The sequence below is a fragment of the Veillonella sp. oral taxon 780 str. F0422 genome (assembly GCF_000221605.1).
In the GTDB taxonomy this organism is placed as follows: Bacteria; Bacillota; Negativicutes; order Veillonellales; family Veillonellaceae; genus F0422.
In genome coordinates this window covers 1-25,146 of sequence record NZ_AFUJ01000050.1, presented here as the reverse complement: position 1 = coordinate 25,146, position 25,146 = coordinate 1, and the positions used below count along the sequence as shown (strand labels likewise).

Annotated in this window: 21 protein-coding genes; all 21 read right to left on the bottom strand. The window is 40.4% G+C overall.

The annotated features are described in order from the left end of the window. Positions 1 to 421 precede the first annotated feature (421 nt). Entirely contained in the window at positions 422 to 1,057 is a 636-nt protein-coding gene (locus tag HMPREF9200_RS05430; protein ID WP_009353815.1) for a sigma-70 family RNA polymerase sigma factor, read from the bottom strand. 13 nt (positions 1,058 to 1,070) lie between these two features. After that, positions 1,071 to 5,345 (bottom strand): translocation/assembly module TamB domain-containing protein, encoded by a 4,275-nt coding sequence (locus tag HMPREF9200_RS05425; protein ID WP_009353819.1) that lies wholly within the window; start codon positions 5,343 to 5,345, stop codon positions 1,071 to 1,073. A gap of 25 nt (positions 5,346 to 5,370) precedes the next feature. Next, complete coding sequence (locus HMPREF9200_RS05420) at positions 5,371 to 6,786, bottom strand: TolC family protein (RefSeq protein ID WP_009353816.1); 1,416 nt, start codon at positions 6,784 to 6,786, stop codon at positions 5,371 to 5,373. A gap of 9 nt (positions 6,787 to 6,795) precedes the next feature. Beyond that, positions 6,796 to 8,100: an MlaD family protein gene (locus HMPREF9200_RS05415; protein WP_009353814.1), complete on the bottom strand. Its 1,305-nt coding sequence runs from the start codon at positions 8,098 to 8,100 to the stop codon at positions 6,796 to 6,798. Continuing rightward, a complete protein-coding gene (locus HMPREF9200_RS05410; protein ID WP_009353808.1) occupies positions 8,097 to 8,861 on the bottom strand; it encodes an ABC transporter ATP-binding protein in 765 nt (254 codons plus the stop codon). The genes HMPREF9200_RS05415 and HMPREF9200_RS05410 overlap by 4 nt, the downstream gene beginning before the upstream one ends. Before the next feature lie 8 nt (positions 8,862 to 8,869). Next, positions 8,870 to 9,631, bottom strand: coding sequence for an ABC transporter permease (locus HMPREF9200_RS05405; RefSeq protein WP_009353821.1), 762 nt, complete (start codon positions 9,629 to 9,631; stop codon positions 8,870 to 8,872). A gap of 132 nt (positions 9,632 to 9,763) precedes the next feature. Further along, the gene (locus tag HMPREF9200_RS05400; RefSeq protein WP_009353807.1) at positions 9,764 to 11,653 is read right to left on the bottom strand and encodes a SpoIVB peptidase S55 domain-containing protein; all 1,890 of its coding nucleotides are present in this window, start codon (positions 11,651 to 11,653) and stop codon (positions 9,764 to 9,766) included. Positions 11,654 to 11,678: 25 nt separating this feature from the next. Beyond that, entirely contained in the window at positions 11,679 to 11,969 is a 291-nt protein-coding gene (locus HMPREF9200_RS05395) for a biotin/lipoyl-containing protein (protein ID WP_009353801.1), read from the bottom strand. Positions 11,970 to 12,128: 159 nt separating this feature from the next. Next, positions 12,129 to 13,292: a rod shape-determining protein gene (locus HMPREF9200_RS05390; protein WP_255260731.1), complete on the bottom strand. Its 1,164-nt coding sequence runs from the start codon at positions 13,290 to 13,292 to the stop codon at positions 12,129 to 12,131. Continuing rightward, positions 13,273 to 14,529, bottom strand: coding sequence for a UDP-N-acetylglucosamine 1-carboxyvinyltransferase (gene murA, locus HMPREF9200_RS05385; protein WP_009353806.1), 1,257 nt, complete (start codon positions 14,527 to 14,529; stop codon positions 13,273 to 13,275). The genes HMPREF9200_RS05390 and murA overlap by 20 nt, the downstream gene beginning before the upstream one ends. 170 nt (positions 14,530 to 14,699) lie before the next feature. Beyond that, positions 14,700 to 15,662 carry a class II fructose-bisphosphatase gene (gene glpX, locus HMPREF9200_RS05380; protein ID WP_009353805.1) on the bottom strand — a complete coding sequence of 321 codons (963 nt, stop codon included), beginning with the start codon at positions 15,660 to 15,662 and terminating at the stop codon, positions 14,700 to 14,702. Between the two features lie 23 nt (positions 15,663 to 15,685). Beyond that, positions 15,686 to 16,330, bottom strand: coding sequence for a fructose-6-phosphate aldolase (gene fsa / locus HMPREF9200_RS05375; protein ID WP_009353803.1), 645 nt, complete (start codon positions 16,328 to 16,330; stop codon positions 15,686 to 15,688). Positions 16,331 to 16,343: 13 nt separating this feature from the next. Continuing rightward, the gene (gene serS / locus HMPREF9200_RS05370) at positions 16,344 to 17,621 is read right to left on the bottom strand and encodes a serine--tRNA ligase (RefSeq protein ID WP_009353820.1); all 1,278 of its coding nucleotides are present in this window, start codon (positions 17,619 to 17,621) and stop codon (positions 16,344 to 16,346) included. Between the two features lie 217 nt (positions 17,622 to 17,838). Further along, positions 17,839 to 19,359 carry a lysine--tRNA ligase gene (gene lysS, locus HMPREF9200_RS05365; protein ID WP_009353797.1) on the bottom strand — a complete coding sequence of 507 codons (1,521 nt, stop codon included), beginning with the start codon at positions 19,357 to 19,359 and terminating at the stop codon, positions 17,839 to 17,841. Between the two features lie 27 nt (positions 19,360 to 19,386). Further along, a complete protein-coding gene (gene greA, locus HMPREF9200_RS05360; protein WP_009353798.1) occupies positions 19,387 to 19,860 on the bottom strand; it encodes a transcription elongation factor GreA in 474 nt (157 codons plus the stop codon). Positions 19,861 to 20,032: 172 nt separating this feature from the next. Beyond that, complete coding sequence (locus HMPREF9200_RS05355; RefSeq protein ID WP_009353818.1) at positions 20,033 to 21,208, bottom strand: iron-containing alcohol dehydrogenase; 1,176 nt, start codon at positions 21,206 to 21,208, stop codon at positions 20,033 to 20,035. A 31-nt stretch (positions 21,209 to 21,239) separates the two neighbouring features. Then, entirely contained in the window at positions 21,240 to 22,262 is a 1,023-nt protein-coding gene (locus HMPREF9200_RS05350) for an aldose epimerase family protein (RefSeq protein ID WP_009353817.1), read from the bottom strand. Between the two features lie 8 nt (positions 22,263 to 22,270). Beyond that, complete coding sequence (locus HMPREF9200_RS09025) at positions 22,271 to 22,504, bottom strand: hypothetical protein (protein ID WP_255260730.1); 234 nt, start codon at positions 22,502 to 22,504, stop codon at positions 22,271 to 22,273. Then, positions 22,414 to 23,232 carry a radical SAM protein gene (locus HMPREF9200_RS05345; RefSeq protein ID WP_009353811.1) on the bottom strand — a complete coding sequence of 273 codons (819 nt, stop codon included), beginning with the start codon at positions 23,230 to 23,232 and terminating at the stop codon, positions 22,414 to 22,416. The genes HMPREF9200_RS09025 and HMPREF9200_RS05345 overlap by 91 nt, the downstream gene beginning before the upstream one ends. Then, positions 23,225 to 23,677: an MOSC domain-containing protein gene (locus HMPREF9200_RS05340; RefSeq protein ID WP_038144922.1), complete on the bottom strand. Its 453-nt coding sequence runs from the start codon at positions 23,675 to 23,677 to the stop codon at positions 23,225 to 23,227. The genes HMPREF9200_RS05345 and HMPREF9200_RS05340 overlap by 8 nt, the downstream gene beginning before the upstream one ends. Positions 23,678 to 23,833: 156 nt before the next feature. After that, positions 23,834 to 25,132 (bottom strand): nucleobase:cation symporter-2 family protein, encoded by a 1,299-nt coding sequence (locus tag HMPREF9200_RS05335; RefSeq protein WP_255260732.1) that lies wholly within the window; start codon positions 25,130 to 25,132, stop codon positions 23,834 to 23,836. Positions 25,133 to 25,146: the final 14 nt, after the last annotated feature.

The window sequence follows — 25,146 nt, the reverse complement described above, 5'->3', positions numbered from 1 at the left end:
AATACTTTTTTACCAACAAAAAAAGACCTTCTCCCACACAAGGGACGAAGATCTTCGCGGTTCCACCCTAGTTAGTCCCTATTGATAGGACTCACTCTTACGGACGATAACGGGTCCACACGGATTTGATTACAAGCTAAGCCTTCACCAAACCAGTTTGAAGGTGGTAACGTCTAAGTCTACACTAGATACTCACAGCCAAGGTATCTTTCTCTGAAAGTATAGATGGTTAGGGTCATGTCCTTCGCATCACTGTTCTATATGTATAATACAAATATAGTAACTCCAAACTATATATCTGTCAAGCGATTTTTTTCGATGTAATTAATTCCCTATAAAAAAGTACTACTCTCTGCACCCTGTCCGAGAACTGGCCATTGAGTAGTACTATGTATATGCTCTTAAGACTTGAACAATAGAATCAACTTTTATCCCATGTCTCTTTAGCCGTTTCTAACAAACCTTTGAGCCGGGCTAATCCTTTTCTTCGCAATCGATGAATATAACTATGACTGCACTCCATTGTGTCTGCAATAGATGCTACACTGTGATCTTTGTAATACACTTCTTCCACTACATGTTGCTCCGCTAAAGGCAACTGTTTCATGGCAGAGGTTACCATATCCCCATACATGCGTTCCTCGCAAACAATTTCTGTAGAAGGTCCCTCCGCAGGCAGTTGTTCCCACCAAGTTTCTCCATCTTCTGATTCAGTTTGTAACACAATGCCTTCCTTACCTTCTTTGCGAAGATAGTCTAATATGCGTCCACGAATACGATGCACTGCATAGAGGGAAAAAGCTACTCCTTTTTGGGAGTCATAGCGCTCTACTGCCTCAATTAGGCCAATCGTGCCCTCTTGAATACAATCCATCATATCTATCTTAGAGGATTGATATACATTGGCTTCTTTCAATACTAATGGTTGGTAATGCTCTATGATCGTCATGCGAGCCTGCATATCTTCATGTTCTTCATAGGATTTCCAAAGCTGTTGTTCTTCTTCCCATGACAATAATTCAATTTTATCCACACTGGCAATATAATCATTAAGCATACCTTCACCTCCTTTAGAATCGATAGCGCCACTGCGCCCCTAAATAGCGTTTATTTTCATTATTAAACCATCCTGTAGCACTGACATTACGATTGATATCATACTGAAAACCATATGATACATGATCGTTTTTTAGCCCTCTAGTTAAGGTAACCATCAAATCTGGCACTACATATTTACCTATGGTCACATTAAAGTTATTTTTCTCTTGGAAATCACGAGAGTCTTTTCCATCCAAAGAGCCTGTAGTAATATTTACCAAATCTAAGCCCAATGTATCTTGCAATACATCTTCAATATACCCAAAAGCCAAGGACTGTAAACTAGAGGTAAGCAATGCATTCGCATCATCTGATGTAACACCGCTGGCATTACCTACATTACGTCCAAAAGTCAACAAAGAAATAATTTGACGTTCCGATAAATTAGGTTCCGAAGTCAGCTTTAATCTCATCTGTGTAGCAGGGCCTTCTGCTTGCAAGGATACACGATAGTTCTTTACATTCGCCATACTTCGTACATTCAGCTCAGGAATCACACTACCTGTGACAAACTTGGCTTGCCCTTCAATAATTTTAAAACGATTTTTCAAATATTTTACATGCCCTTTATTCACAGATAGCTTACCACTTGCCTTTGGTTCTCCTAAGGTACCTTCAAATTTTACCTGCCCTTGTAAGTACATATCATAAAGCAATGGATTATATAATCTCACATTGTTTTTAGCATTGATAGTTACATCTAGCCCCAATGGAATCGATGTCTCTGAACTACTAAAGGATAAAGGTATAGATCCTACCACATCATGAAGGTTGATGACGCCTACTAAGGTTGGCAAATCATTTCTATTGATCATATACAATTCGCCTTCCAATGGGCCGGTATAGAATTCATGACCAATTTCTATACCTTTCATTTGTAATGCACCATCATAAGAAGTAATTCGAGAACCTGTCCATCCTATATTTCCAGATACGCCAGCATTACCTTTCCCCATGGTAGTACTTCCTGTAATATCAACATGATTACCACGGAATAATAGCTGCCCCTTTAACTGCGTCAATGGTTTCTTTAAGGATTTAAGCTGCATAGATCCATTCGCTAATTCGATCGTACCATTAGCTAATACATTCGCAGAGTTTCCTGTTACATGAACAATACCACGAATAGCCCCTTCTCCAGACTGTACCTCTTTAAACATCAACGGAAGTACTGACAAGTTCGCTTCATTCATATCCACATAAACATCAAATTGCTTACTCGCATCATCAGACACATATTCATTGGTTACCAATGCACTCAAAGGTAATTTACCACGCACTTTAATAGAAGAATCCGCTTTCTTGATCATCCCTTGTTGGATCGATACCACTTGGTCTTCCATATTACCTAAGATGCTTAACTGATCCAAGCTTATACCATTGATGACGGCTTGTTCTATTTCACTAGAAAACTCTACCTTTGGAGATTTCGTAGGACCCTGTACATTAATAATAAAGTTCCAGTTTCCTTGTCCATTGACATCTGATGTTACTATAGGCAAGATAGTTCCCACAGGCACTTTTGATGCTACTAACTGAATATCTGTAACCCCATCTAAATCAGCTTTACCTTTACCAGCAATAAGCCCTTCTTTAATAGGTAAATTAAACGTACGGATATCAATGGTACGTCCACCATAGCCCACATCCAGTGTAGCAGTTCCCACTACTTCATCACGAATAGTTGTATTTTCGAGAGATCCTTTTACATCTAACCTTGGGCTGTCACTAGTACCACCTAAATCAATGGTCGCCTGCAACTTGCCATTTACATCTGGTACATTTGCATTACTTAATGCTAATAACTGTTGCAATTCTCCATCTCGTACACGAACATAACCAAATAAGCGTTTCGATTCATCCAGTTGAACTCCACCTTTTACTTCATATTGACTAGTGCCGCTGCCCGTGAAAGTCAGTCCTTGTAGATGTACCACTTTCGGCGTAATGTACACAGCACCCGATATATCATGCAATGTAGTATCCTTCACCTGCATAACATCTGACTGTACCACGCCCTCAAAGATAGGTGCATCCACAGTTCCACCTAGATGTCCTTCTGCGCCTACATAGCCAACCATGTTGAGACCCGCATCCCGAATAAAGGGTTCAATCGGCACCGCATCACCTACAAAATTAATATCTAACTGTTTGTTTTGTATATCCCCATCTACCACAATAGAGGAACCATAGGTAGTAATGTCCAACCTTGGTAAATGTAAGTGCCCATCCTTATATGCATAATATCCTTCAATAGATTCAAACAGTTTTCCATATATAGAACCATCCCAGGCTTTCACATATCCATTTACTTTAGGACGCTGTAAGGTACCTTCTATATGTACATCTGTGTGAATCCATCCCGTCATAGGAATATCTGTAAAGTTTGGCAATATGTCTTCAATACGTACATCCTTCGCAGAGCCTTTGATATCCACATCTTGGTCTCCATCTAAATTGATAGTTCCTCGCACATCATAGATGCTTTTTTTATATTCTAAATCACCGTCAAGGATATGCAGTTTTTTATCCTCTATATTTGCTTTCACAAACATACGGTCAAACTGTGTTACCCCATAAGAAAGTGCATCTCCCGCAATAGTAACAGTCCCTGTAGGGTTCTCTAAGGATCCCTGCAAGTTTGCTTCCATGGATACAGTGCCTCCCAAAGGTTTAGGTGACCATCCATTAAATTGTTCTAGTCCGATATGAGTACCGTATAGGCTAAGTCCAAATGTTCCATTTCCTAAGCGACCACTACCGGTGAATGTCCCCCTACTCCAGTTACCATTCATATAAGGTACTACTAGTTGTGTACCATCCCAAGATACACTAGCATCCAAAGTATCCACTAAAATAGATTGATACCCAATTTGACGTCCCCTTACAGAGCCCACTACATTTGAAATAGCACCTCCCTGTCCTTCCACAGTCAAATCACCGCTGACAGATCCCTGCACAGAGGATTGTCCTCCAAGAGGTAGCCCATATAAAGACACATTTTGTAAGTTTAGCTGTGCCAAGAAATCTTTTGTATCTATATGATACGAGCCAGTACCTTTCACGGTTCCACCTTGCATATTCAGTTCCGCATCCCTCACATGGATGACTTGGTCACCATAGGAAAGGTGTCCTTTCCCACGGTTTACTGTCATCCCTTCATAGGTGATATCTCGTACCTCTACATCTGCACTGGCTTTTACATTAGACACGGGACCTGTTACCAGTGCATCTGCTGTAATATATCCTGTCATTGGCAGTTGAGAAGTAAGATTCCATTCTTTCAATCCTACCGACAATTGCAAGGTAGGGTCTTCATCAAAAATATGATGTATGGTGCCATTCACACGAAGATACTCGTCATTCACATTCGTTTCTATTCCATCTAAGAATAGAACATCTCCATGGATTTGAAGGCTTCCTTTCCCAGATGTCAATCGATGATCTTGGATGGTCGTCCCTACGTTTTGGAAGGAAAGTCCTCCTTCACCATACCAGAAGCCACCACGTTGTGTTACTGTCAACGCAACATCTGTCAGATCACCCGTCATAGAGCTTACTGCACTTGGCAGAGAAATGCGACTTACTATAGGAGCTATATCTAAATGTGGGGTTTCCACATAAAATGATCGATCACCGCTGCCATCCAGCGCCCATTGTATCTTGGAGTGAATTTGATCCTTTCCAATATGAGCATCAACGACTCCCTCCAGCATATGACCACCATCACCCAAGACAGTACCATTCACATCTGATAGCAATAAAGGCGTTGCCTGTGGCAAAAATAGTGAAATCGTTCCATTTTCTACACGTAGCAATCCACTAAATTGACTAGGTTCTTCTGAGTCCCGTTCTTTTACCAACTGCAGTATATTCCATTGTCCAGTTTCATCTTGTACTACATTCACATGAGGTGAGGAGACAGTAATCGTTCCCACCAAAGCATCTGGTGATATCTGTCCAAAAGGATATTGCAATACCTTTAACCATTGTATAGACACGGTCAAAGCGTCCGCAGTAAGTACAGATTGCCCCTTAGCATCTTCTACACTGAGATCTTTCATTTGAACAGAACCATCCCAACCAATGTGAAATGATGAATAGGAAACAGTTCCATTCAGTGCTGTATGTAATTGTTCTTGCACATAAGGTCCTACATAAGTTTCACTCAATGGTTGTAAGCCGAATCCAACGCCTGCTACACATCCACTTAGTACAATACCTAGTAGCCAGTGTTTCCCCTTCATAATTTACCTCATATTAGTAAGATGACTATCCCTGATTTACGATATTTACCCCAGTACCCACAGCAGAGTCAACCGGAATACCCATCGCTTTTTCTAAAGTAGCAATACTTAAATTGTAGTTATATAGTGCATCTACATAATTATTACGTGCCGTTGCTAAGGAAGTTTCTGCGTCTAATACATCCACATTTGTACCCACTCCAGAACGGTAACGCAATGTTTTAATGCGGAAATCTTCCTGTCCTGCTTCTACTGCAGCATGAGTACTTTTAATTTTTTGTTCTGCTGCTTTTAAATTTAAGTACGCCTCTTGCACTTGTAACTCTACCGTATCAATCGTTTGTGCATAGGCTTCTTTCGCTTTTTCTAACTTTGCTTTAGCAGCACTTACATTAGCTTTTGATTGGCCCCCATCCCATACATTCCAAGATAAGGTAGCGCCTACGGACCAGTCTTTGCTATCGTTACCAGCCCAATGTGCACCATTCATGCGTCGGCTAGCATTGGCTTTCACCACTGGAATATCAGAAGCATCTGCAAGGCCTACATTTTCTTCGGCTGCTTTCACTGCCATTGCCGCTTGTACAATGGCACCACGATGTGCTACTCCATAAGATTTTGCAGATTCCAATGAAATACCATATGGTGCATAGCTTAATTCTTTGTCTGCTGTTACGATTGGTGTAGATACAGGCAATCCTACATGATTATTGAACTTTGCCTCTGCTAAATTAGCAGCGTTTTTCGCTTCTACTAAAGCAGTTTTTGCATTGGCTAATCGTGTATTGGTAGCCAATACATCGGATTTAGATACAATACCTACTTGATATTGTAAATTAGCATTTTTTAAATGTTCTTCGTAATCGCGCACAGTTTGTTCTGCTACATTTACCTTATTACGGGACATAATCAAGGATAAATAATTAGTGGCTGCTGTTAATTTAGCTGTTTGTGCCGCTTCTAGTAAAGCCGCCCCACTACCATCACGATTATATTTAGCAGATTCAATTTGCGCATCCAAAGCACGATTAAATACAGATACTCCCACACCTAATTGATGCGAAAAGGCATTTCCAGTTTTACTAACACCGTTCACTTCATTTCCTGTATGGTTAGCGCTATAATTATACGTCACTACTGGATTCCTACCGCTAGTCGCAACTCCTACTTGTGCTATTGCCGCTTCATAATCCCATTGAGATTGATGTAAGGTTCTATTATTTTGCAATGCTAATGCAATGGATTGTGGCAATGTAATAGACACAGATTGACTGTTTGTCTGTGCTTGGTTTTTATATGCCTTTGTCATCATTGCTGCTTGCGCAGTTGCTTTTTCTTGAAAATGTACTAATTTTACTGTATCTGTTTGCGGTGCCGCTGCTCCTACTGTACATGCATAGGCTGCTAACATCGCTGCTACTGTCATTATTTTTGTATTCATTGGGTCCTCCTAAAATGTCTTTCTTAGCCCAAAATAATTCACACGGTTATGGTCATGTCCATACCAAGTCCATTGACCTACCACATAAGTATCTTTCCATAATTGAACATCTGAACGAATCCGATAGGAACCATGGCGGATATCGAATAGAGCTCCAGATAGTGAAACTGGTTTTCCAAATCCCACATCGGCTCCTACGCCTAGTTTTCCATCAAATAAACCACCTCGTAGGTATACTTGATCTAGCACTCGTTTTCCATAGGTAAGGTCCACATTCGAACCATTACCTATATTGGAAATCCCTAAGGTATAGATAGAATCCTTCGTCATAAGGCGCACATCTGCATCAGTACGAGCTTTTTTATCCTCTGGATTGTACAATACCTCTGCTCCTATCTGCGTCTTAAGATCCGACTTTTTTCCATCCGAACCTGCTTTCACGTCCCCACCGGTAAGACGATTTAGCTTAGTCGTTAATTGTGCTGTATTATGCAAAGTTTCCTTAATATCCGCAGCGCTCTTAGGGTCTGTTACAACTCCTTCCATAGCGCCTGCCATTTTTGAAATACTATCTGTAGTAGTTTTCAAATTATTCACAATTTGACGCATTTCTGTTCCTGCTTGACCATCTGCATTAAATTGTTTCATATTCGTATCCATTTGATTTGTCAAGGATTCCATATTTCGTGTAATGCCTACCATATTCGCTGTTAAAGCTGAAATATTGTCACTATTATTCGCTAACATAGCATTCATTTGAGCCGTCAAATTTGCTGTATTTTGAGCAATTAACTCTGTCGATTGTAAGGCATTGCGTAAAGCGCTTTGTGTTTTTTCATCACCAATGATGCCATTCATGGATTGCAATGTAGTGGTGGCCGCTTCCATCAATTTCGTAGCTTGCGCCATAGTTTTATCGATTTCACTTTTTCCATCCCCTGTAATGAAAGCACCATCATCTAAATACAAAGTACTACGGCCTGGCGTAATTTGGATGAATTTATCCCCTAAAATACCATCACTTTCCATGGTAAAAGCAGAGTCTGTCGGAATTTTTACATCCTTGTCGATGTCCATAGCCACCGTAATCCCTTTGTCAGTGACTTGCATAGATTTGACTTTCCCTACTTTCACCCCTGAAAAGCGCACAGTATTGCCTTCTTTCAACCCCGTTACAGATTGAAAATTCCCAGCAATATGCATAGTAGGAGCTGCAAATATATCAAATCGTCCTAAAAATACAATACACACAGCAAATAGGACTACCCCCACTACGGTAAATAGACCTACCTTCGCCTCTGTTGTCCACTTCATGGTATATCTCCTTCTTCTTGTATCTCTGTTTTCACAGATTTACGACCCTCTATAAATTGTTGTACCTTCGGATTCTTAGAATGTCTAAACTCTTCTGTTGGTGATACTTCAATAAACTTTCCTTTATCTAGTAAGGCAATGCGGTCTGCCACAAAAAAGGCTGAGTTCATATCGTGAGTGACCACGATAGAACTACATTGCAAATGAGATTGCATGCTCCGTATTAAACGACTAATGGTGCCCGATGTAATCGGATCCAATCCTGATGTCGGTTCATCATATAGAATGATTTTAGGATCTAAAGCAATAGCACGAGCCAAGCTAATCCGTTTTTTCATCCCCCCTGATAGTTCACTAGGCATGTACTGTTCAGTCTTTGGCAATCCTACCATACGTAGCTTTCTAGCTACAGTACGTTGAATCTCCTCTTCGCTCATCGTCGTATGTTGGCGTAGTCCAAAGGCTACATTCTCTCCTACACTCATAGAATCAAATAACGCAGAGTATTGAAAGACCATCCCCATAGTTTGTCGCAACCGATCGAATTCATTCTCATCGATTTTCGTAATATCTACATCATCTACTAAAATAGTACCACTGGTAGGCCGTAAAAGACCGATAATCAATTTAAGCAAAGTACTTTTGCCCGCTCCAGAGCCTCCTAAAATAGCTAGAGTTTCTCCATCATGGATAGTTAAATCTACATGGTCTAAAATAATTCTATTCTCATAGGCTAGGACCACGTTTTGTAATTCAATCATAGGTCCTCCTAGAATAATAAGACTGATAAAAAGTAATTTAATATAAAGACTAAAATGATACTGGTTACTACAGAGCTAGTAGTAGCATAGCCAACAGCAGTTGCCCCCATATCTGTGTACATGCCTTTATAAGATCCAACTAGGGCAATAACCGCTCCGAACACACAAGATTTAATGAGTCCGTACGTCAAATCAGATAGGATCGCAAAAATTTGAATGGAGTCTAAATAGGTAGAACCGGCTAGTCCTTTCACTATGGTAGCTACCAAGTATCCCCCACCTGTACCGATAAGAACACCATAAAATGTCAAGATTGGCACCATAATCATACATGCTACAACACGAGGTACTACAAGATACCCAATGGGGTTAACCGCCATGACCTTTAAGGCATCGATTTGCTCTGTTACTTTCATAGTTCCTAACTCTGCCGTAATAGCTGCACCCACACGACCTGCTAATACAACGCCAACTAAAACTGGGCCTAATTCGCGCCCCATAGCAATGGCCATAATACCACCCACAGTTCCCTGTGCACCATAGTGTATCAATACATCTGCCATTTGCAATGTCATCACAGCGCCTGCAAAAAACATAGTTAATGATAAAATCGGCAAGGAATACACCCCTAAGTGTGCCATTTGTTCGATTGTGAGTTTCCAATTTATTTTTGGTAATTGTCCTATGGTTCTCCATAGTAACAACATGGCCTCACCTATCTGGGATAGGAAAAAGATCATTTGCTTACCAATCCATGTTAACCAAATCATAGTTCCTCCTGAGTATTTGTATCAATCTTCAGTATATCACAAAACTCTTTGAATGTGCAGTAGTACCATCGGAGTTTTCAAAATAAAAGCAGGAAATGATGCTATATCACTTCCTGCTCTCTTCGGATAAGACTATTTATTTTTCTTTTGGTCTGACTCTTCTGCTTTTACTTTCTCTTTTAAATTTGAAAGTTTTTCTTTGATCCGCTGTTTACGCAAATGGTCTCGATCTTTTTTATCTACCACTTGTACCGTAAACTGTCCATCACCTAAGACAACATAATCTACTACCACTCGTGATGCTTCATTGTTTTCTTTTTCGTCATCATCAGAGGCTTTCAAACCTTTTTTATGTTTGCCTCCATTTGGCAACTCATCATCGTCCACATCTTCCTCGTCTGCTTCTAGGCGTTGCTTTTTCGCCTTGTCCCCAGACTCTTCCACCATACTGATATCATCGGCTAAAAACTCTGCTACAATTTGGTTATTCTGATCATCTTCACTGAGATCTTTGAAATATTCATCAAAGTTTTTATGCACTTTCAATCGCTCTACAATTTCATCTGTCAAATTATATTTTTGTTTTTCAAACAAGTATGGCAATGGAATCACGCCACCACCACGCACTTCAAGTGTATAGGTTCCTAGCTTTTGATCTTCTGGCACTTTAAAGATAATTTCTCGTTGAATCTTTCCTTCGCGGTAGGCTTGTAAATTGGCAGTAATCACAATGTTGTCCCCAGGAGATACAATGACTTGGTCTGCACTAGCATCGATGATCGTAGCTGTACGTTTTGCTTCTTCCACTTGTACATCTACTTGAATATCACGGATTTCATAGTCTTTGAAAGCATTATTCATTAAACTTTCTACAATATCGAATAATTCATCGATAGATTTTTCAGATACTGAGCTACTGGAGTACACCATATTCCGTCGTTCTAAGGTAGGTAATTTAGGATCTACAGGTGTAATCTTAATATTGATCTTAGCTGTACCACCACCTACACGGTCTAGCGTTTTGTTCAGCAGGCTATATACGGAGGTCGCCACCAAGGTCGGCGTTAGTTTAGAAGATTCCACAACCGTGACCGCCGCATTTCGCTCTACCCCACGATCTAAATCACGAAGTTGCATACGCACAGGAACACCTTTTCCAAATACCCCAACGGTACCAGCAATACCTGCCCCGCGATCTTCTGTGATAACACCTACTTCTCGCCCTAAGGACCCCAATTTAAAACCAGAATCTATACTTTTTACTACTGTAAAAATACTGGAGTTATTCATGAAATAACCTGTAGAGCCACGTTTATCAAATGGGTGTCCAAAGGCAACTACTTTATCCTTATCTACATAGGTAACAGTCCCCACGGCGCCCATCTTCAAATCACCTTTTACCAGTAACGCCGCAATAGAGCCACCAGGCACCATTGGTTTCACAATATCATCCGTGCTGTCACTAGCCGTAGCATATCCTTTATAACCAAAGTCCTTAAATTTTGTTCCCAAATATGCTAAGGATGTTTCATCATAACCATCTGCCATCAATGGTGTGCCCAACGGAATCAATTGTGTATCTTTCCATGGATTCGGTAAATCTTTTTGGTATTTCTCATCCCACAGTTTCACCATTTGATCGATAGGTGTTACCATGCCCAAAGTACCGTCTGTAAATCCCCAGCCATAGGCAACAGCACCTACCAATTTTCCATCAATGTATACGGGGCTACCACTCATACCATGAACAATCCCCCCCGATGCATCAATGATGGGACCTGATACTTTCACTAAAATCAAATCCCCCGATGGGCCACGTTGTTTCATAACGCCTAGGACTTCCACTTTGAAAGAATCAATTTTATCCCCTTGTACTACTGTATCCGCATGACCTACCATGCCACGGTGTAAATCCTCTACTTTCATAAATTCTATTGCATGAGCACTTGTAAAAGTAGCCCCACACAATAAGAGCGCCAGCACACCCTTAGTGTACCGACGCCAAAAACGATGTAATTGCATCTATATCGCCTCTTCTTATTGATTATTAATTATTGATCACTGTTATAATTTGACCTCGTTCCACTGTAGCACCTGGCTCCACAGAGACTGTTTGTACCACACCGTTCACAGTGGCACGGGATGCTACCATAGGTCCCCCTAATGTTTGTACTGTTAGCAATGGGTCCCCTTCTTTGACAGAAGTTCCTACACTAACCACAGATACGACTTCACCAGATAACACAGTTTCATGATTTACTGGTGCAGCCTCTGCCGTAGATGTCACTAAAAATGCTGCTAACAATGCCCCCAAACTATATAGAAAAACTTTTTTCATATATATACACCTCCTACAATTTTCTTCCATGTACAGTATATCATATTTTCAAGAGTAAGAACAATAAATGCCTAGTAAAATAGTCTATCTTTTCATACACTATCTTACTTCCCTTATCATAAACTTTGTATATGAAAAAATCATGAAGTCAAGTACCACTTATCGTAGTTCTTCCAAGGTATCGCGCAATTGATTCAACTCTGATAGCGCTTTTCCTGTGCCCAAGATAACAGAATACCTAGGATGTTCCACTACATAAGCAGGACGACCCGTTTTTTCTGTAATCATTCGGTCTAAACCACGAAGCTGAGAGCCTCCACCAGTCAAAATAATACCATGGTGATTAATTTGCGCCAATAATTCTGGAGGTGTTTTTTCTAAAATGCTAATGATTCCTTCAATGATATGTTGCACTGGTCTTTCTAGAGCAAACTTCATATCTTTTGAAGTAATTTCCACCGCCCGTGGCAAGCCTGTCACACTGTGTCGACCTCGCACGATAGCTCGTTCCTCTCCAGATCTTGAATCTACGGTACCCACTTCAATTTTTAGATCTTCTGCTGTCAAGGGACCTATAAGAAGCTTTTTCTTCCGCTTCATGTATTGTAGTAACGCTTCATCAAAGGTATCGCTACCGATGCGTAAACTCTCACTGACTACTACGCCAGAATCACAAATGACAGCAATATCTGTGGTGCCACCGCCTATATCGACCACCATGGCTCCCACTTGTTCAGCCTTATCTAAGCCAGTGCCAATAGCGGCTGCTAAAGGTTCTTCCATAAGCACTATTTTACGAGCTCCTGCTTGTAAGAGCACTTCTAAAACAGCCCGCTTTTCCACGGGTGTAATACTGGAGGGAACACAAGCAATCATACGGGATCGAATTAGCCCAGATACAGGCACTACACGACGAATAAAGTAACGCAACATATAAGCCGTTGTATCATAATCGGCAATGACGCCCCCTTTTAAGGGCTGAATCACTTCAATGCCCTCTGGCGTCCTACCTAAAATGGCTCGCGCTTCATGACCTACGGCAATCACTTCTCTAGTCTTTGTATCACAAGCCACAAACCCTGGCTCATCTAAAACTATACCTCGGCCTTTGACATACATCACTACGTTAGTGGTACCCAAATCGATACCAATATCAGTAGTCCATAGAAGGCTCATTTTTTCAAGAAATGATAGAGAGCGACTTTCGCGCTTAAAGGACGTTTGCTTGGTAGTCGTTCCTATTGGTTTTCTACGTACACGACGTTGTTTGCGTCTATCCTCTTTTGTTTGAGGTTCTTTTTGCTTACTCGTCCACCCGAACAATGTTAGCACCTATTCCTTTTAATTTTGTAACTAAATTATCATAGCCACGATCAATATGAGTCAATTGCCCCACTTTGGTCACCCCAGAAGCAGCTAAGCCTGCGCACACAAGAGCCGCACCACAACGTAAATCAGTCGCTTCTACTTCAGCACCTACCAATTGTTCAACACCGGTTACGATAGCTTTACGATCATCTACCTCAATGGAAGCACCCATTTTTTTCAACTCATCCACATGCATAAAACGATTTTCAAAGACTGTTTCCATCACAGTACTTGTACCTTTGGCAATCGTCGTCATAGCCATAAATTGAGCCTGCATATCTGTAGGGAATCCAGGGTATGGCAAGGTTTTAATAGATGTTGCTTTCAACTGTCCATTACTGATAACACGAATACCATCAATATCTTCTTCTACCGTAACACCAGCTTCTTTTAACTTAGCTACCACTGGCTTTAAATGCTCCGAAAGGGCATTTTCTACATATACATCGCCACCAGCCATAGCTGCAGCAATTAAATAAGTACCCGCTTCAATGCGGTCTGGAATCACTGTATGCACAGCACCTTTTAATTCTTTGACGCCTTCAATACGAATCACATCTGTACCAGCACCGCGAATATTAGCACCCATACTATTTAAGAAGGTAGCTAAATCAACAATTTCTGGTTCTTCTGCAGCATTTTCAATGATTGTTTTCCCTTCTGCAAAAGTCGCTGCCATAATTACATTTTCAGTGGCCCCTACACTTGGGAAATCTAAATAAATTAAATTACCTTTTAATCCTTCTGGAGCCTTTGCTTCTACAAAACCTTCTCCCATAGTGATAGTCGCACCTAGTGCTTCAAAGGCTTTTAAATGCAAATCAATAGGACGACTGCCAATAGCACAACCACCTGGTAAGGCAATACGAGCTTCCCCTTTGCGCGCCAATAAAGGTCCCATCACCAAAAAGGATGCACGCATACGACGCACTAAATCATAAGGCGCCTCTGTAGCAGAAATAGTAGACGCATCAAAAGTAATATTTTCTCCATCTTTTGTTACTTTCACACCAAGGGATGCAATCACATCACAAATAGTATGAACATCTTCCAAATCTGGAATTTCAAGCAGGGTGCTTGGAGTAGACGCTAATAAAGTCGCCGCAATAATTGGTAGTACCGCATTTTTTGCACTACTTACACGAATACGACCTTGTAGAGGCGTACCTCCTTGAATAATAAGCTTTTCCAACTGAATTCCTCCTAATCTTATCTATTGTTATCGTTCAATGGTGATACCTCATCACCTTTCAAACATGTTTTGACTGACAAACATTCATACTCTAGTATACTAAATCTTTCCTCTATACGCAAGAAAAAGACCGTCTTATGACGGCCTTTCCTAGAATAGATGTATACTATTTATTTCACTTTCATAGAAAGCTTCTTATCCAATCGATGGATAGTATCTACAAAACGAACAGTTCCTGTTTTATAGCGCATCACTACGGAGTGAGTACGAGCACCACCTGGGAAGTATTTAAGAGAAGATAATACATTTCCTTCTGTGATGGCTGTAGCGGAGAAGATAACATCATCACCACTTACTAAGTCATCAATGGTCAATACTTTGTTCAAATCAGTGATTCCCATTTCATGACAACGACGAATTTCTTCATCTGTAGCTGGTTTTAAACGAGCTTGCATATCGCCACCTGTACATTTTAAAGCAGCTGCTGCTAATACCCCTTCTGGAGCTCCACCAGTACCCACAACCATATGAATGCCAGAACCTTCTAACCCACATTCCATAGCTGGGTTCACATCACCGTCCGTGATCAAACGAATCCGAGCCCCTGCAGCACGACATTCATCCATCAAACCTTGATGACGTTCACGATCCAACATAACTACTGTTAAATCATCAATAGCACGTTCCATTTTAGCAGCTACACGGCGCAAATTTTCAGTCATGGATTCATTCAAGTCGATCACACCTTTGGCGCGTGGTCCTACACACAATTTTTCCATATACATATCTGGAGCATGCAATAAACCGCCTTTTGGTGCAATGGCCAATACAGCAATGGCACCATTTTGACCTTTTGCAATTAGATTCGTGCCTTCAATAGGGTCTACGGCGATATCTACTTCTTCTCCGCCTGCCCCAACACGTTCACCAATGTACAACATTGGCGCTTCATCAATTTCACCTTCTCCAATCACAACGGTACCAGAAATTGGTACTGTATCGAAGGTTTGGCGCATACCATCAACAGCTAATTGATCCGCTGCATCTTTGGCTCCACGACCACATAAACGACCACTTTTTAATGCCGCTGCTTCTGTAACACGAACAAACTCTAAGGCTAATGTGCGATCCATTTTGATCCTCCCACTTATGTCTACTATTTATTGGCTGCTTCCCAATCCGCTAGAAAACGTGCTAATCCTGCATCTGTTAATGGATGTTTCAAGGATTGTTGTAACACATTAAACGGTACTGTAGCAATATGTGCACCTGCTTTGGCACATTGTGTCATATGCATAGGCGTACGAACGCTAGCCGCAATGATTTCTGTTGAAATATTATGAATCATAAAAATTTCAGCAATATCTTCGATTAATTGGATTCCGTCCATAGAAATATCATCTACTCGACCAACGAAAGGGCTTACATAGGTAGCACCTGCACGGGCTGCCAACAAAGCTTGGTTAGCGGAGAAAATTAATGTTACATTCGTTTTAATTCCCTCTTTAGAAAGCACAGCTACTGCTTTTAACCCCTCTGCTGTCATTGGCACTTTAATCACTACATTATCACCCAACTTAATTAATTCATGGGCTTCTTTCACCATTTCTGGTGCTGTTGTAGCAATGACCTCTGCACTCACTGGTCCCTCTACAAGATCAGCAATTTGTTGAATGACTTCGTGTAAGTCACGTTTTTCTTTCACGATTAAAGACGGGTTTGTTGTTACCCCTGCAATAAAGCCCATTTCATAGGCTGCTTTAATATCATCAAAATTAGCTGTATCAATGAAGAATTTCATAGCGGACTCCTTTCTAAGCCTCTGGATGAATATGAGTTAAACCACCCATATATGGTTGAAGCGCTGTTGGAATGCGTACAGAGCCATCTGCTTCTTGATTATTTTCCAAAATCGCAGCCACTGTACGACCTACAGCTAAACCAGATCCATTTAATGTATGTACAAATTCTGGTTTACCTTTTTGTTCACGACGGAATTTAATATTACCACGACGTGCTTGAAAATCCGTCATGTTTGAGCAAGAAGAAATTTCACGATATACGCCTTGGCTTGGCATCCAAACTTCGATATCGTACGTTTTAGCAGAACCAAATCCCATATCACCTGTGCACAATGTAATAACACGATGTGGTAATTCTAACACTTGCAAAATACTTTCTGCTTGCGCTGTTAACGTTTCTAATTCTGCAAAAGATTCTTCTGGTTTTGCAAATTTCACTAATTCTACTTTATTAAATTGATGCTGGCGGATTAAGCCACGTGTATCACGGCCAGCAGACCCTGCTTCGGCACGGAAACAAGCTGTAAATGCTGTATAATATTTAGGCAATTCATCAGCTGACAAAATTTCATTGGCATGATAGTTTGTCAATGTAACTTCTGCGGTCGGAATGAGGAAGTAATTTTCCCCTTCCACTTTATACATATCTTCAGCAAATTTTGGCAACTGACCTGTATTCGTCAAAGTTTCACGAGTGACAATGTAAGGCGTCATCATCTCTGTGAAGCCAGCACTACCATGCATATCTAACATAAAGTTAATCAATGCCCGTTCTAATCGTGCACCAATTCCTTTGTAAATAGTGAAACGAGCACCACTTTCTTTAGCAGCTCTTTCAAAATCTAAAATTCCTAAGGATTCTCCTAGGTCCCAATGCGCTTTTACGTCAAAGTCGAAAGAGCGAGGTGTACCCCAACGGCGTTGTTCGATATTTTCGTTTTCATCAGCCCCTACTGGTACAGACGCATCACACATATTAGGTAACATCAAAGCCACTTGTTGTAATTCTGTTTCCACGTCACGCAATTTAGTATCCAATGCACCGATTTCATCACCCACACGTTGCATTTCTGCAATTTTATCATCTGCATTTTCTTTATTGCGTTTTAATTGGCTGATTTCTGCCGTTACTGCATTACGCACTGCTTTCAATTGTTCTACTTCTTGGATGATAGCACGTCTTTCATCGTAGAACTTCACAAAGCTAGCTAGGTCGCCTGTTGTATGACGACGATCTAAGTTTTCTTGTACCGTTTCAATATTCTCACGGACAAATTTTAAATCCAACATAATCATGACCTCATAGAATTCATTTAAGTACTTAATTAATCTACCTTTAATATTAGCACATTTGCTATTACTTTTCTACCTTAATAGGCATTTACTTGGGCAATTTCACCTTACCCTTTCTCCATCTCTGAAAGGATAACAAAACAGCGACCAAACTCATTTCTGTTTAGTCGCTGTCCATCTACGCACCTCACAACATCCTGTACGTATACATATATTATTCTTCTGCTGTTTCTTCCTCTTCTACTTTCACCGCTTCTGGTTTCATGAGAGGGAATAACAATACATCACGAATGGATGCAGAGTCCGTTAAGAACATGACTAGACGATCAATACCGATACCCAAACCTGCAGTTGGCGGCAAACCGTATTCCAAAGCTGTGACGAAGTCTTCATCCATACGATGGGCTTCATCATCACCCGCTTCACGTTCTTTTAATTGATTTTCAAAACGTTGTTTTTGATCGATTGGGTCATTTAACTCGGAATAGCCATTTGCCAATTCACGACCATAAATAAAGATTTCAAAACGTTCTGTAGTCAATGGTTTCTCACGATTTTGTTTAGCTAATGGGGAAATTTCAACTGGATGCCCATATACTACAGTTGGTTGCATCAAGTTTTCTTCTACATATTCTTCAAAACACAAATTCATGATTTTACCAATACCATCGGCTTCACCATATTCTACATTTAAGCGATCTGCAATTGCACGTGCTTCACTCAAGGTTTCAATAGCATCAAAGTCTTCCCCAGTGTATTGTTTAATACCTTCTTGCATAGTGATGCGATTCCACGGTGGAGTCAAATCAATGTCCATGCCTTGGTAATTAATTTTTGTTGTACCAAGTACTTCTTGTGCACAGTAGGATACCACACCTTCTGTTAAAGCGATGGCATCTTCAAAGTTACCATAGGCTTGGTAGGATTCCATCATAGTAAATTCCGGATTATGACGAATAGATACGCCTTCATTACGGAAAGAACGGTTAATTTCATATACGCGTTCTAAACCACCAACGATCAAACGTTTTAAGTATAATTCAGGAGAAATACGCATATAGATATCAATGTCTAAGGCATTATGATGCGTAATGAATGGGCGTGCTGCCGCACCGCCTGGAATAGCATGCATCATAGGAGTTTCTACTTCCATGAATTGCTTGCTATTTAAATACTCTCTAATTTTTGCTACAATTTTCGTACGTTTTACAAATGTATCACGAACGCTTGGATTTACGATTAAATCCACATAGCGTTGGCGATAACGAAGTTCTGTATCTTTCAAACCATGCCATTTTTCTGGTAATGGACGAAGGGATTTAGACAATAAAGTCAATTTATTGACTTTCACTGTAATTTCGCCTTTTTGTGTTTTAAACACATGGCCCTCGATACCTACAATATCGCCCATATCAAGCATTTTTACATATTTGTAATCTTCTTCTCCCATAACATCTTTACGGAAGTATACTTGAATATCGCCAGATAAATCACGCAAATTAGCGAAGGCTGTTTTACCATGAGAACGAATTGTCATCAATCGGCCAGCAATCACAACTGGTTGACCATCAAAATCACGGAATTCATCCTTAATTTGGAGTGCCTTATGTTGAACAACAAATCGTTGTCCAAATGGATAGATATTATCCTCTTCATATTGCGCCAACTTTTCGCGGCGTACCAACATTTGATCGTTTAAATCCAATTGTTCTGGCACATGTTTTTCTTCGCTCATGAGGGGCCTCCTTATACTTCTTTACCCTTATTGAATGCTTAATATTTTGAAACTCACCATACCATCTGGTGTATTCACTTCTACTTTGTCACCTTTCACTTTTCCTAAAATCGCCACGCCTACCGGGGATTCATTAGAAATACGATTGTTGAAAGGATCTGCTTCAGAAGAACCTACAATAGTGTAGTCTAATTCTTCATTAAACTCTTCATCTAACAAAGTTACTTTACTACCTACTGTCACTGTATCGCCTTTTACATTTTCATCAATGATTTTAGCAGTATTAATTTTATTTTCTAATTCAATAATGTGACCTTCGATGAAAGCTTGTTCATTTTTCGCATCATCATATTCAGAGTTCTCTGAAATATCACCGTAGGAAATAGCAATTTTAATACGCTCTGCCACTTCGATTCGACGTACAGATTTATAATAATTTAATTCTTCTTCCAGCTTCTTCAACCCTTCGGCTGTAAGTAAGGTTTCTTTTACCTCTGCCATGTATGTCTCTCCATTTCTATTCCTCATATACAGAAAACAGTGCCACATGACACTGCCTCCCTTATGAAAAAGTTACTTAAATTTCTTATTAACAATAGCTATAATTATACTGACTTCTCTTGTAAATGTCAATGTGAAAGCCTATACTTGTACGACACACATGGAGTTTACCCTATTTTTTATAAACACTTTCATAGATAGCTAACGCATCCTTAGGTGTAAGATTACTATATGCTGTAGGATAACGAACACAACTATCCGCAATATCCGGTAAAGATTCTTTTGGAATCCCTACTTCTTCCAAAGTAGATGGCGCGCCTATTTCTTTGAAATATGCTTCTAAGGCTTCGATACCAGCTAATGCATAGTCTGTATCACTCATAGTGCCTTGTTCGATGCCCCACACTTCCTTAGCAAAACGCATCAACCGCGCTGTAGCATTGGGCAAAATCCAACGCAAATACGCTGGATGCATAATCGCTAGACCTGCGCCATGAGGAATATCATAAAAAGCTGACAGGGCATGCTCTAAGGCATGCGTCATCCAGTCTTGATCTTTGCCTAATCCTAAGGAACGATTCAAGGCTAAGGTAGCACCCCACATAATGTTAGAACGAGCTTCATAATCTTCTAAATGTTCCATGGATTTCCTGCCATTGCGCACGATATTTTTAAAAATTCCCTCAATGGCAGAATCTGTCACATTATCATCATCAGGTGTAGATACATATTGTTCCAATAAATGGGACAACATATCTACGATGCCATAGGCAACTTGCTTTCGCGGTAACGTGTAGGTATAGGTAGGGTCTAACATAGAAAATTGTGGAAACAAAGCCGGTCCATAACCGCTTAATTTTTTCTGTGTTTCCCAATCTGTAATAACACCACCATTATTCATTTCACTGCCAGTAGCGGCCATAGTTAATACTACACCAAATGGCAATGCCTCCATCACAGGCTGATGGTCTAAAAAGAAAGTTTGCCAAAAGTCAACCGTATCTGGTAAGGTAGCACCACCTGCAATAAATTTCGTGCAATCAATAACAGAACCACCGCCGACGGCTAGAATAAAATCAATATTATGTTCTTTGCATAAAGCAATACCTTCACGCACTTTCGTAGTTCGTGGATTTGACATAATCCCACTTAACTCAAACACTTCCTTACCTGCTTGTTGTAAGGCTTCTTTTACCGTATGATAAATACCATTCTTTTTAATACTACCTCCACCATAAGTAAGTAGCACTCGTGTTCCGTAGTGACTTAATTCAGCTGCTAGTGATTCCTTCACACAGTCTTTGCCAAACACTATTTTGGTTGGGTTATGGTAAATAAATGATTTCATTCGACCCTTGTCTCCTTACTATTAAATACGCCTATCGATGATAGAATGAATAGGCAATTGTTCTTTCATAGACTGTATCTGCTTTAGTCTTGCTTTCACCATTCATATTGATATCATTCGGCACAAATTGTGGCTCAATGGCAATGCCTGCATGACTGCCATAATGACGTTCTCGGCCATCTTCATCCAACCAATTTCCTGTATATACTTGAAAGTGTGGCGCATCTGTATGGAATACCGCTGTCACATCCTTACCTTGTAACACCGCAAAAGGCACAACAGAATCTACTGTTTTACTTCCTTCTACTGGAGTCGTTACAAAATCATGGTCATATCCCTTATATTGACTTAGGGCATCAGCATAATAGTCCAATGCCTTTTGTAGATCCATACCATTTCTAAAATCAAATGGTGTTCCATCCACTGATGCTGGTTCCAATTGCGGGATTTGATGGTCTCCAAATGGCATATACTGATGGGCTCCTAATTCTAATACATGGTTCGATAAGTCACCTTCTCCATGCAGATTAAAGTATACATGATTCGTTAAGTTCACAAAGGAATCTTCAGAGGTTGTGTACACATACGTGACTACTAACGTCTGCTCTACCAATCTGAATACCGCTTCTACATAGAAATCACCTGGAAATCCATCTTCTTCAGAAGTAATAGAATGAGAGAGATGTACCACTGTATCAGAACAATTTTCCTCCACTGCATCCCATAGACGATGCCCAATATTTCCTTTCCCACTATGCAATAAGTTGGGTCCATTGTTAGCTGTTAATTGATGAACTGTACCATTCCACGTATAGGCTGCATTGGCAATACGATTCGCCACACGGCCTACGGTAGCACCCAGTTGTCCATGCTTTGTTTCATAGTCTTGTGCAGAATCATAACCCAATGCTAAATGGCGCTGCAACACTTTATCATAGACAGCGACAATGGTGGCACCATAATTACTGATTTGTACTCGTAGTACTTCATTTTCTATTGTATATACATGAGCCTCTTGGCCTGTTTGTAAGTGTCCAAAAGATTCTACTTTCATCATAACTCCTAACCTCCGATACGCCACATAGGACGTTCCACTTTTTCAATGGAATTTCCATCATGACTCGCGTATCGACCTTGTAATGCCTCTTCAATGCAATGCAATATAGTTTGTGGTGTACCGCCATTTTGTATAAGTCCACGCAAGTCTAAATCTTCATCACGCAACAAACATAAGCGTAGCGATCCATCTGCAGTGAAACGAATGCGATTGCAAGAAGAACAATATTGATTGGACAAAGGAAAATAAAGCCAATTCGTTGTCCATCTGGCAATTGGAAGTATTGAGCTGGTCCAAATCCCAATCGGTCTGTGACTGGAGTTAACTCAGATCCCACAATGCGTTCAATCTGCTCCTTCCACTCTCCAAAGGTTGGCACATGACTTTGTTTCCCTTGGAATGGCATATATTCAATAAATCGCCAGACCACATCCCACTCTTTTCCATAATGCAACAAGGTTTCCACTTCTTTGTCAGAAAATGGCGCTTGCACTACAGTATTAATCTTTATGTTTTGAAAGCCTGCAGTTTTTGCAGCTTCTATACCACGAAGCACACCAGCTAATTGTCCATTGCGACCTACAGCTTTGGCAAAACCCTCTTCTTCCACAGAGTCTAAACTAATATTTAATCGCTGTACCCCTGCTGTAAATAAACGTTTCGCCTGAGTTTCTAATAGACTACCATTGGTAGTCATAGAAATATCGGAAAACCATTGGCTCTCTTGTATACGCTCTAACAACTCATATAAATGTGGATACAATAATGGTTCTCCCCCAGTTAAGCGCAAAGCTTTGATGCCTCCTAAGTGCAATGCCTCTAACAAAGGCAACCAAAAGCTTGGCGGCAACACAGGCGCCATAGCTTCTGTAATCTCCTGAGGCCGACAATAGGCACAACAAAAATTACACGCTTCCGTTAAGGAGATACGTGCATACTCAATGACACGCCCTTGGCTATCACGCATTGACTGGCTCCTCAACAATACGTACTGCATCACCTACTTGAATCTTTCCGCCTTCTAGCACACGGCCAAATATCCCTTGCGTAGGCATAATGCAACTTCCTACTTGTTGCATAATTTCACAACCTTGATGACACTCTTTGCCGATTTGTGTAACCTCTACGATAGTCTTACCTAAGGCTAATTTAGTACCCACTGGCAATTGAAATAAAGTCAAGCCTTCTACAGTAATATTTTCTGCAAAATCACCAGGGTTCACATCAGCACCGCTTTTACGCATTAATTCGATACTTTCAATACCAAGCAAGCTCAATTGACGATGCCATGGGCCTGCATGAGCATCTCCTTCAATACCATGATTTACTACTAACTCCGCTTCAGGGATGTTTGTTTTCTTTTGTCCTTTTGCTCTGCTAATTGAAATAGCAATAATTTTTGCGTCCATTATATCTCCTTAGATCATTATATTTAAAATTACCTATATAGTTTCTATTATATCACGTTTGTATAGTAAATCTATAACAAAAAGCACGCCCTTCCAGAAAGCAATCCATATGTTTGCATTTCTAAAGACGTACTCTTTATTTTATATTCTTTAAACTAATTATCTTTTTATATCCCTCTGACCTAAACCATTAGAAACCATATTTAATACGACCGCTAGAATACTGCCAAAGGTAATACCACTTTCAAAAATAATCTTCGCAGCTGGTGGAAAGTTATGATAAAACTGTGGAGCTCCAATAGGAATCATAGCCACGCCAATACTCAATGCTACAATCATTAAGTTATGATTATTTTCGTAGTCTACATTTCCTAAGGAACGAATGCCACTAGCAATAATCATACCAAACATGGCAATCCCTGCACCTCCAAGCACTGGGCTAGGAATGGATGCCACTACAGCAGCTAATTTAGGAAACAGTCCTAAGACCATCAAAATCATACCAGAAGTGGCTACTACGAAACGGCTTTTCACATTAGTCACTGCAATTAATCCAATATTTTGAGCAAAAGCTGTATAAGGAAAACTATTTAAAAAACCACCTATGCATGTAGATAATCCATCCGCTTGTAAACAAGAACTTAATGTTTTCTTATCCACTTTTTTATCTACAATTTCACCTATGGCAATGGCATCTCCTGTAGTCTCTACCATACATACAGACATAACTACAAGCATAGCGATAATGGAGCTTACATCGAAGGTAGGCATACCGAATGCAAGCGGTGTCACTAAGCCTAACCAATCCGCCTGAGTCACCTCAATAAAATTCACTTCCCCTAAGGCATACGCAATCATAGTACCACCTAATAAGCCAATAAGAACTGACAAATTACTTAAAAATCCTGTAGTAAAACGATTTACTAAGACTACAATGAGCAATGTTAATCCTGCCAACCATAAATTTGTGGAACTTGCGTAATTAGGATCTGCTGGAGATACGCCGGCAATCCACATAATCGCGACAGGCATCAAACTAATGCCGATAATCGTAACGATGGTCCCCGTTACCACTGGAGGAAATAATCGAATGAGTCTACTAAAATAAGGAGCGATGAAAAAGGTAAATATCCCCGCCACTATAATAGCTCCATACACAGCTGGTAAGCCATGTTCTGTTCCTATAATAATCATAGGTGCTACAGAGGCAAAGGTAACTCCTTGAATCATCGGAATTCGCGCACCCACTGGTCCTATCCCTATGGTTTGAATCAACGTAGCAATACCACAAGCAAATAGGTCAGCATTTATGAGGCGAATCAAATCTGGAGTAGATAAACCTAAGGCATTCGCCAGAATGATAGGAACGGCTACAGCCCCTGCATACATAGCCAATACATGTTGTAAACCATAGGAAAACAACTTAGGTAGGGGTAAGATTTCATCAACAGGATGCACCTGTTTAGCACTTT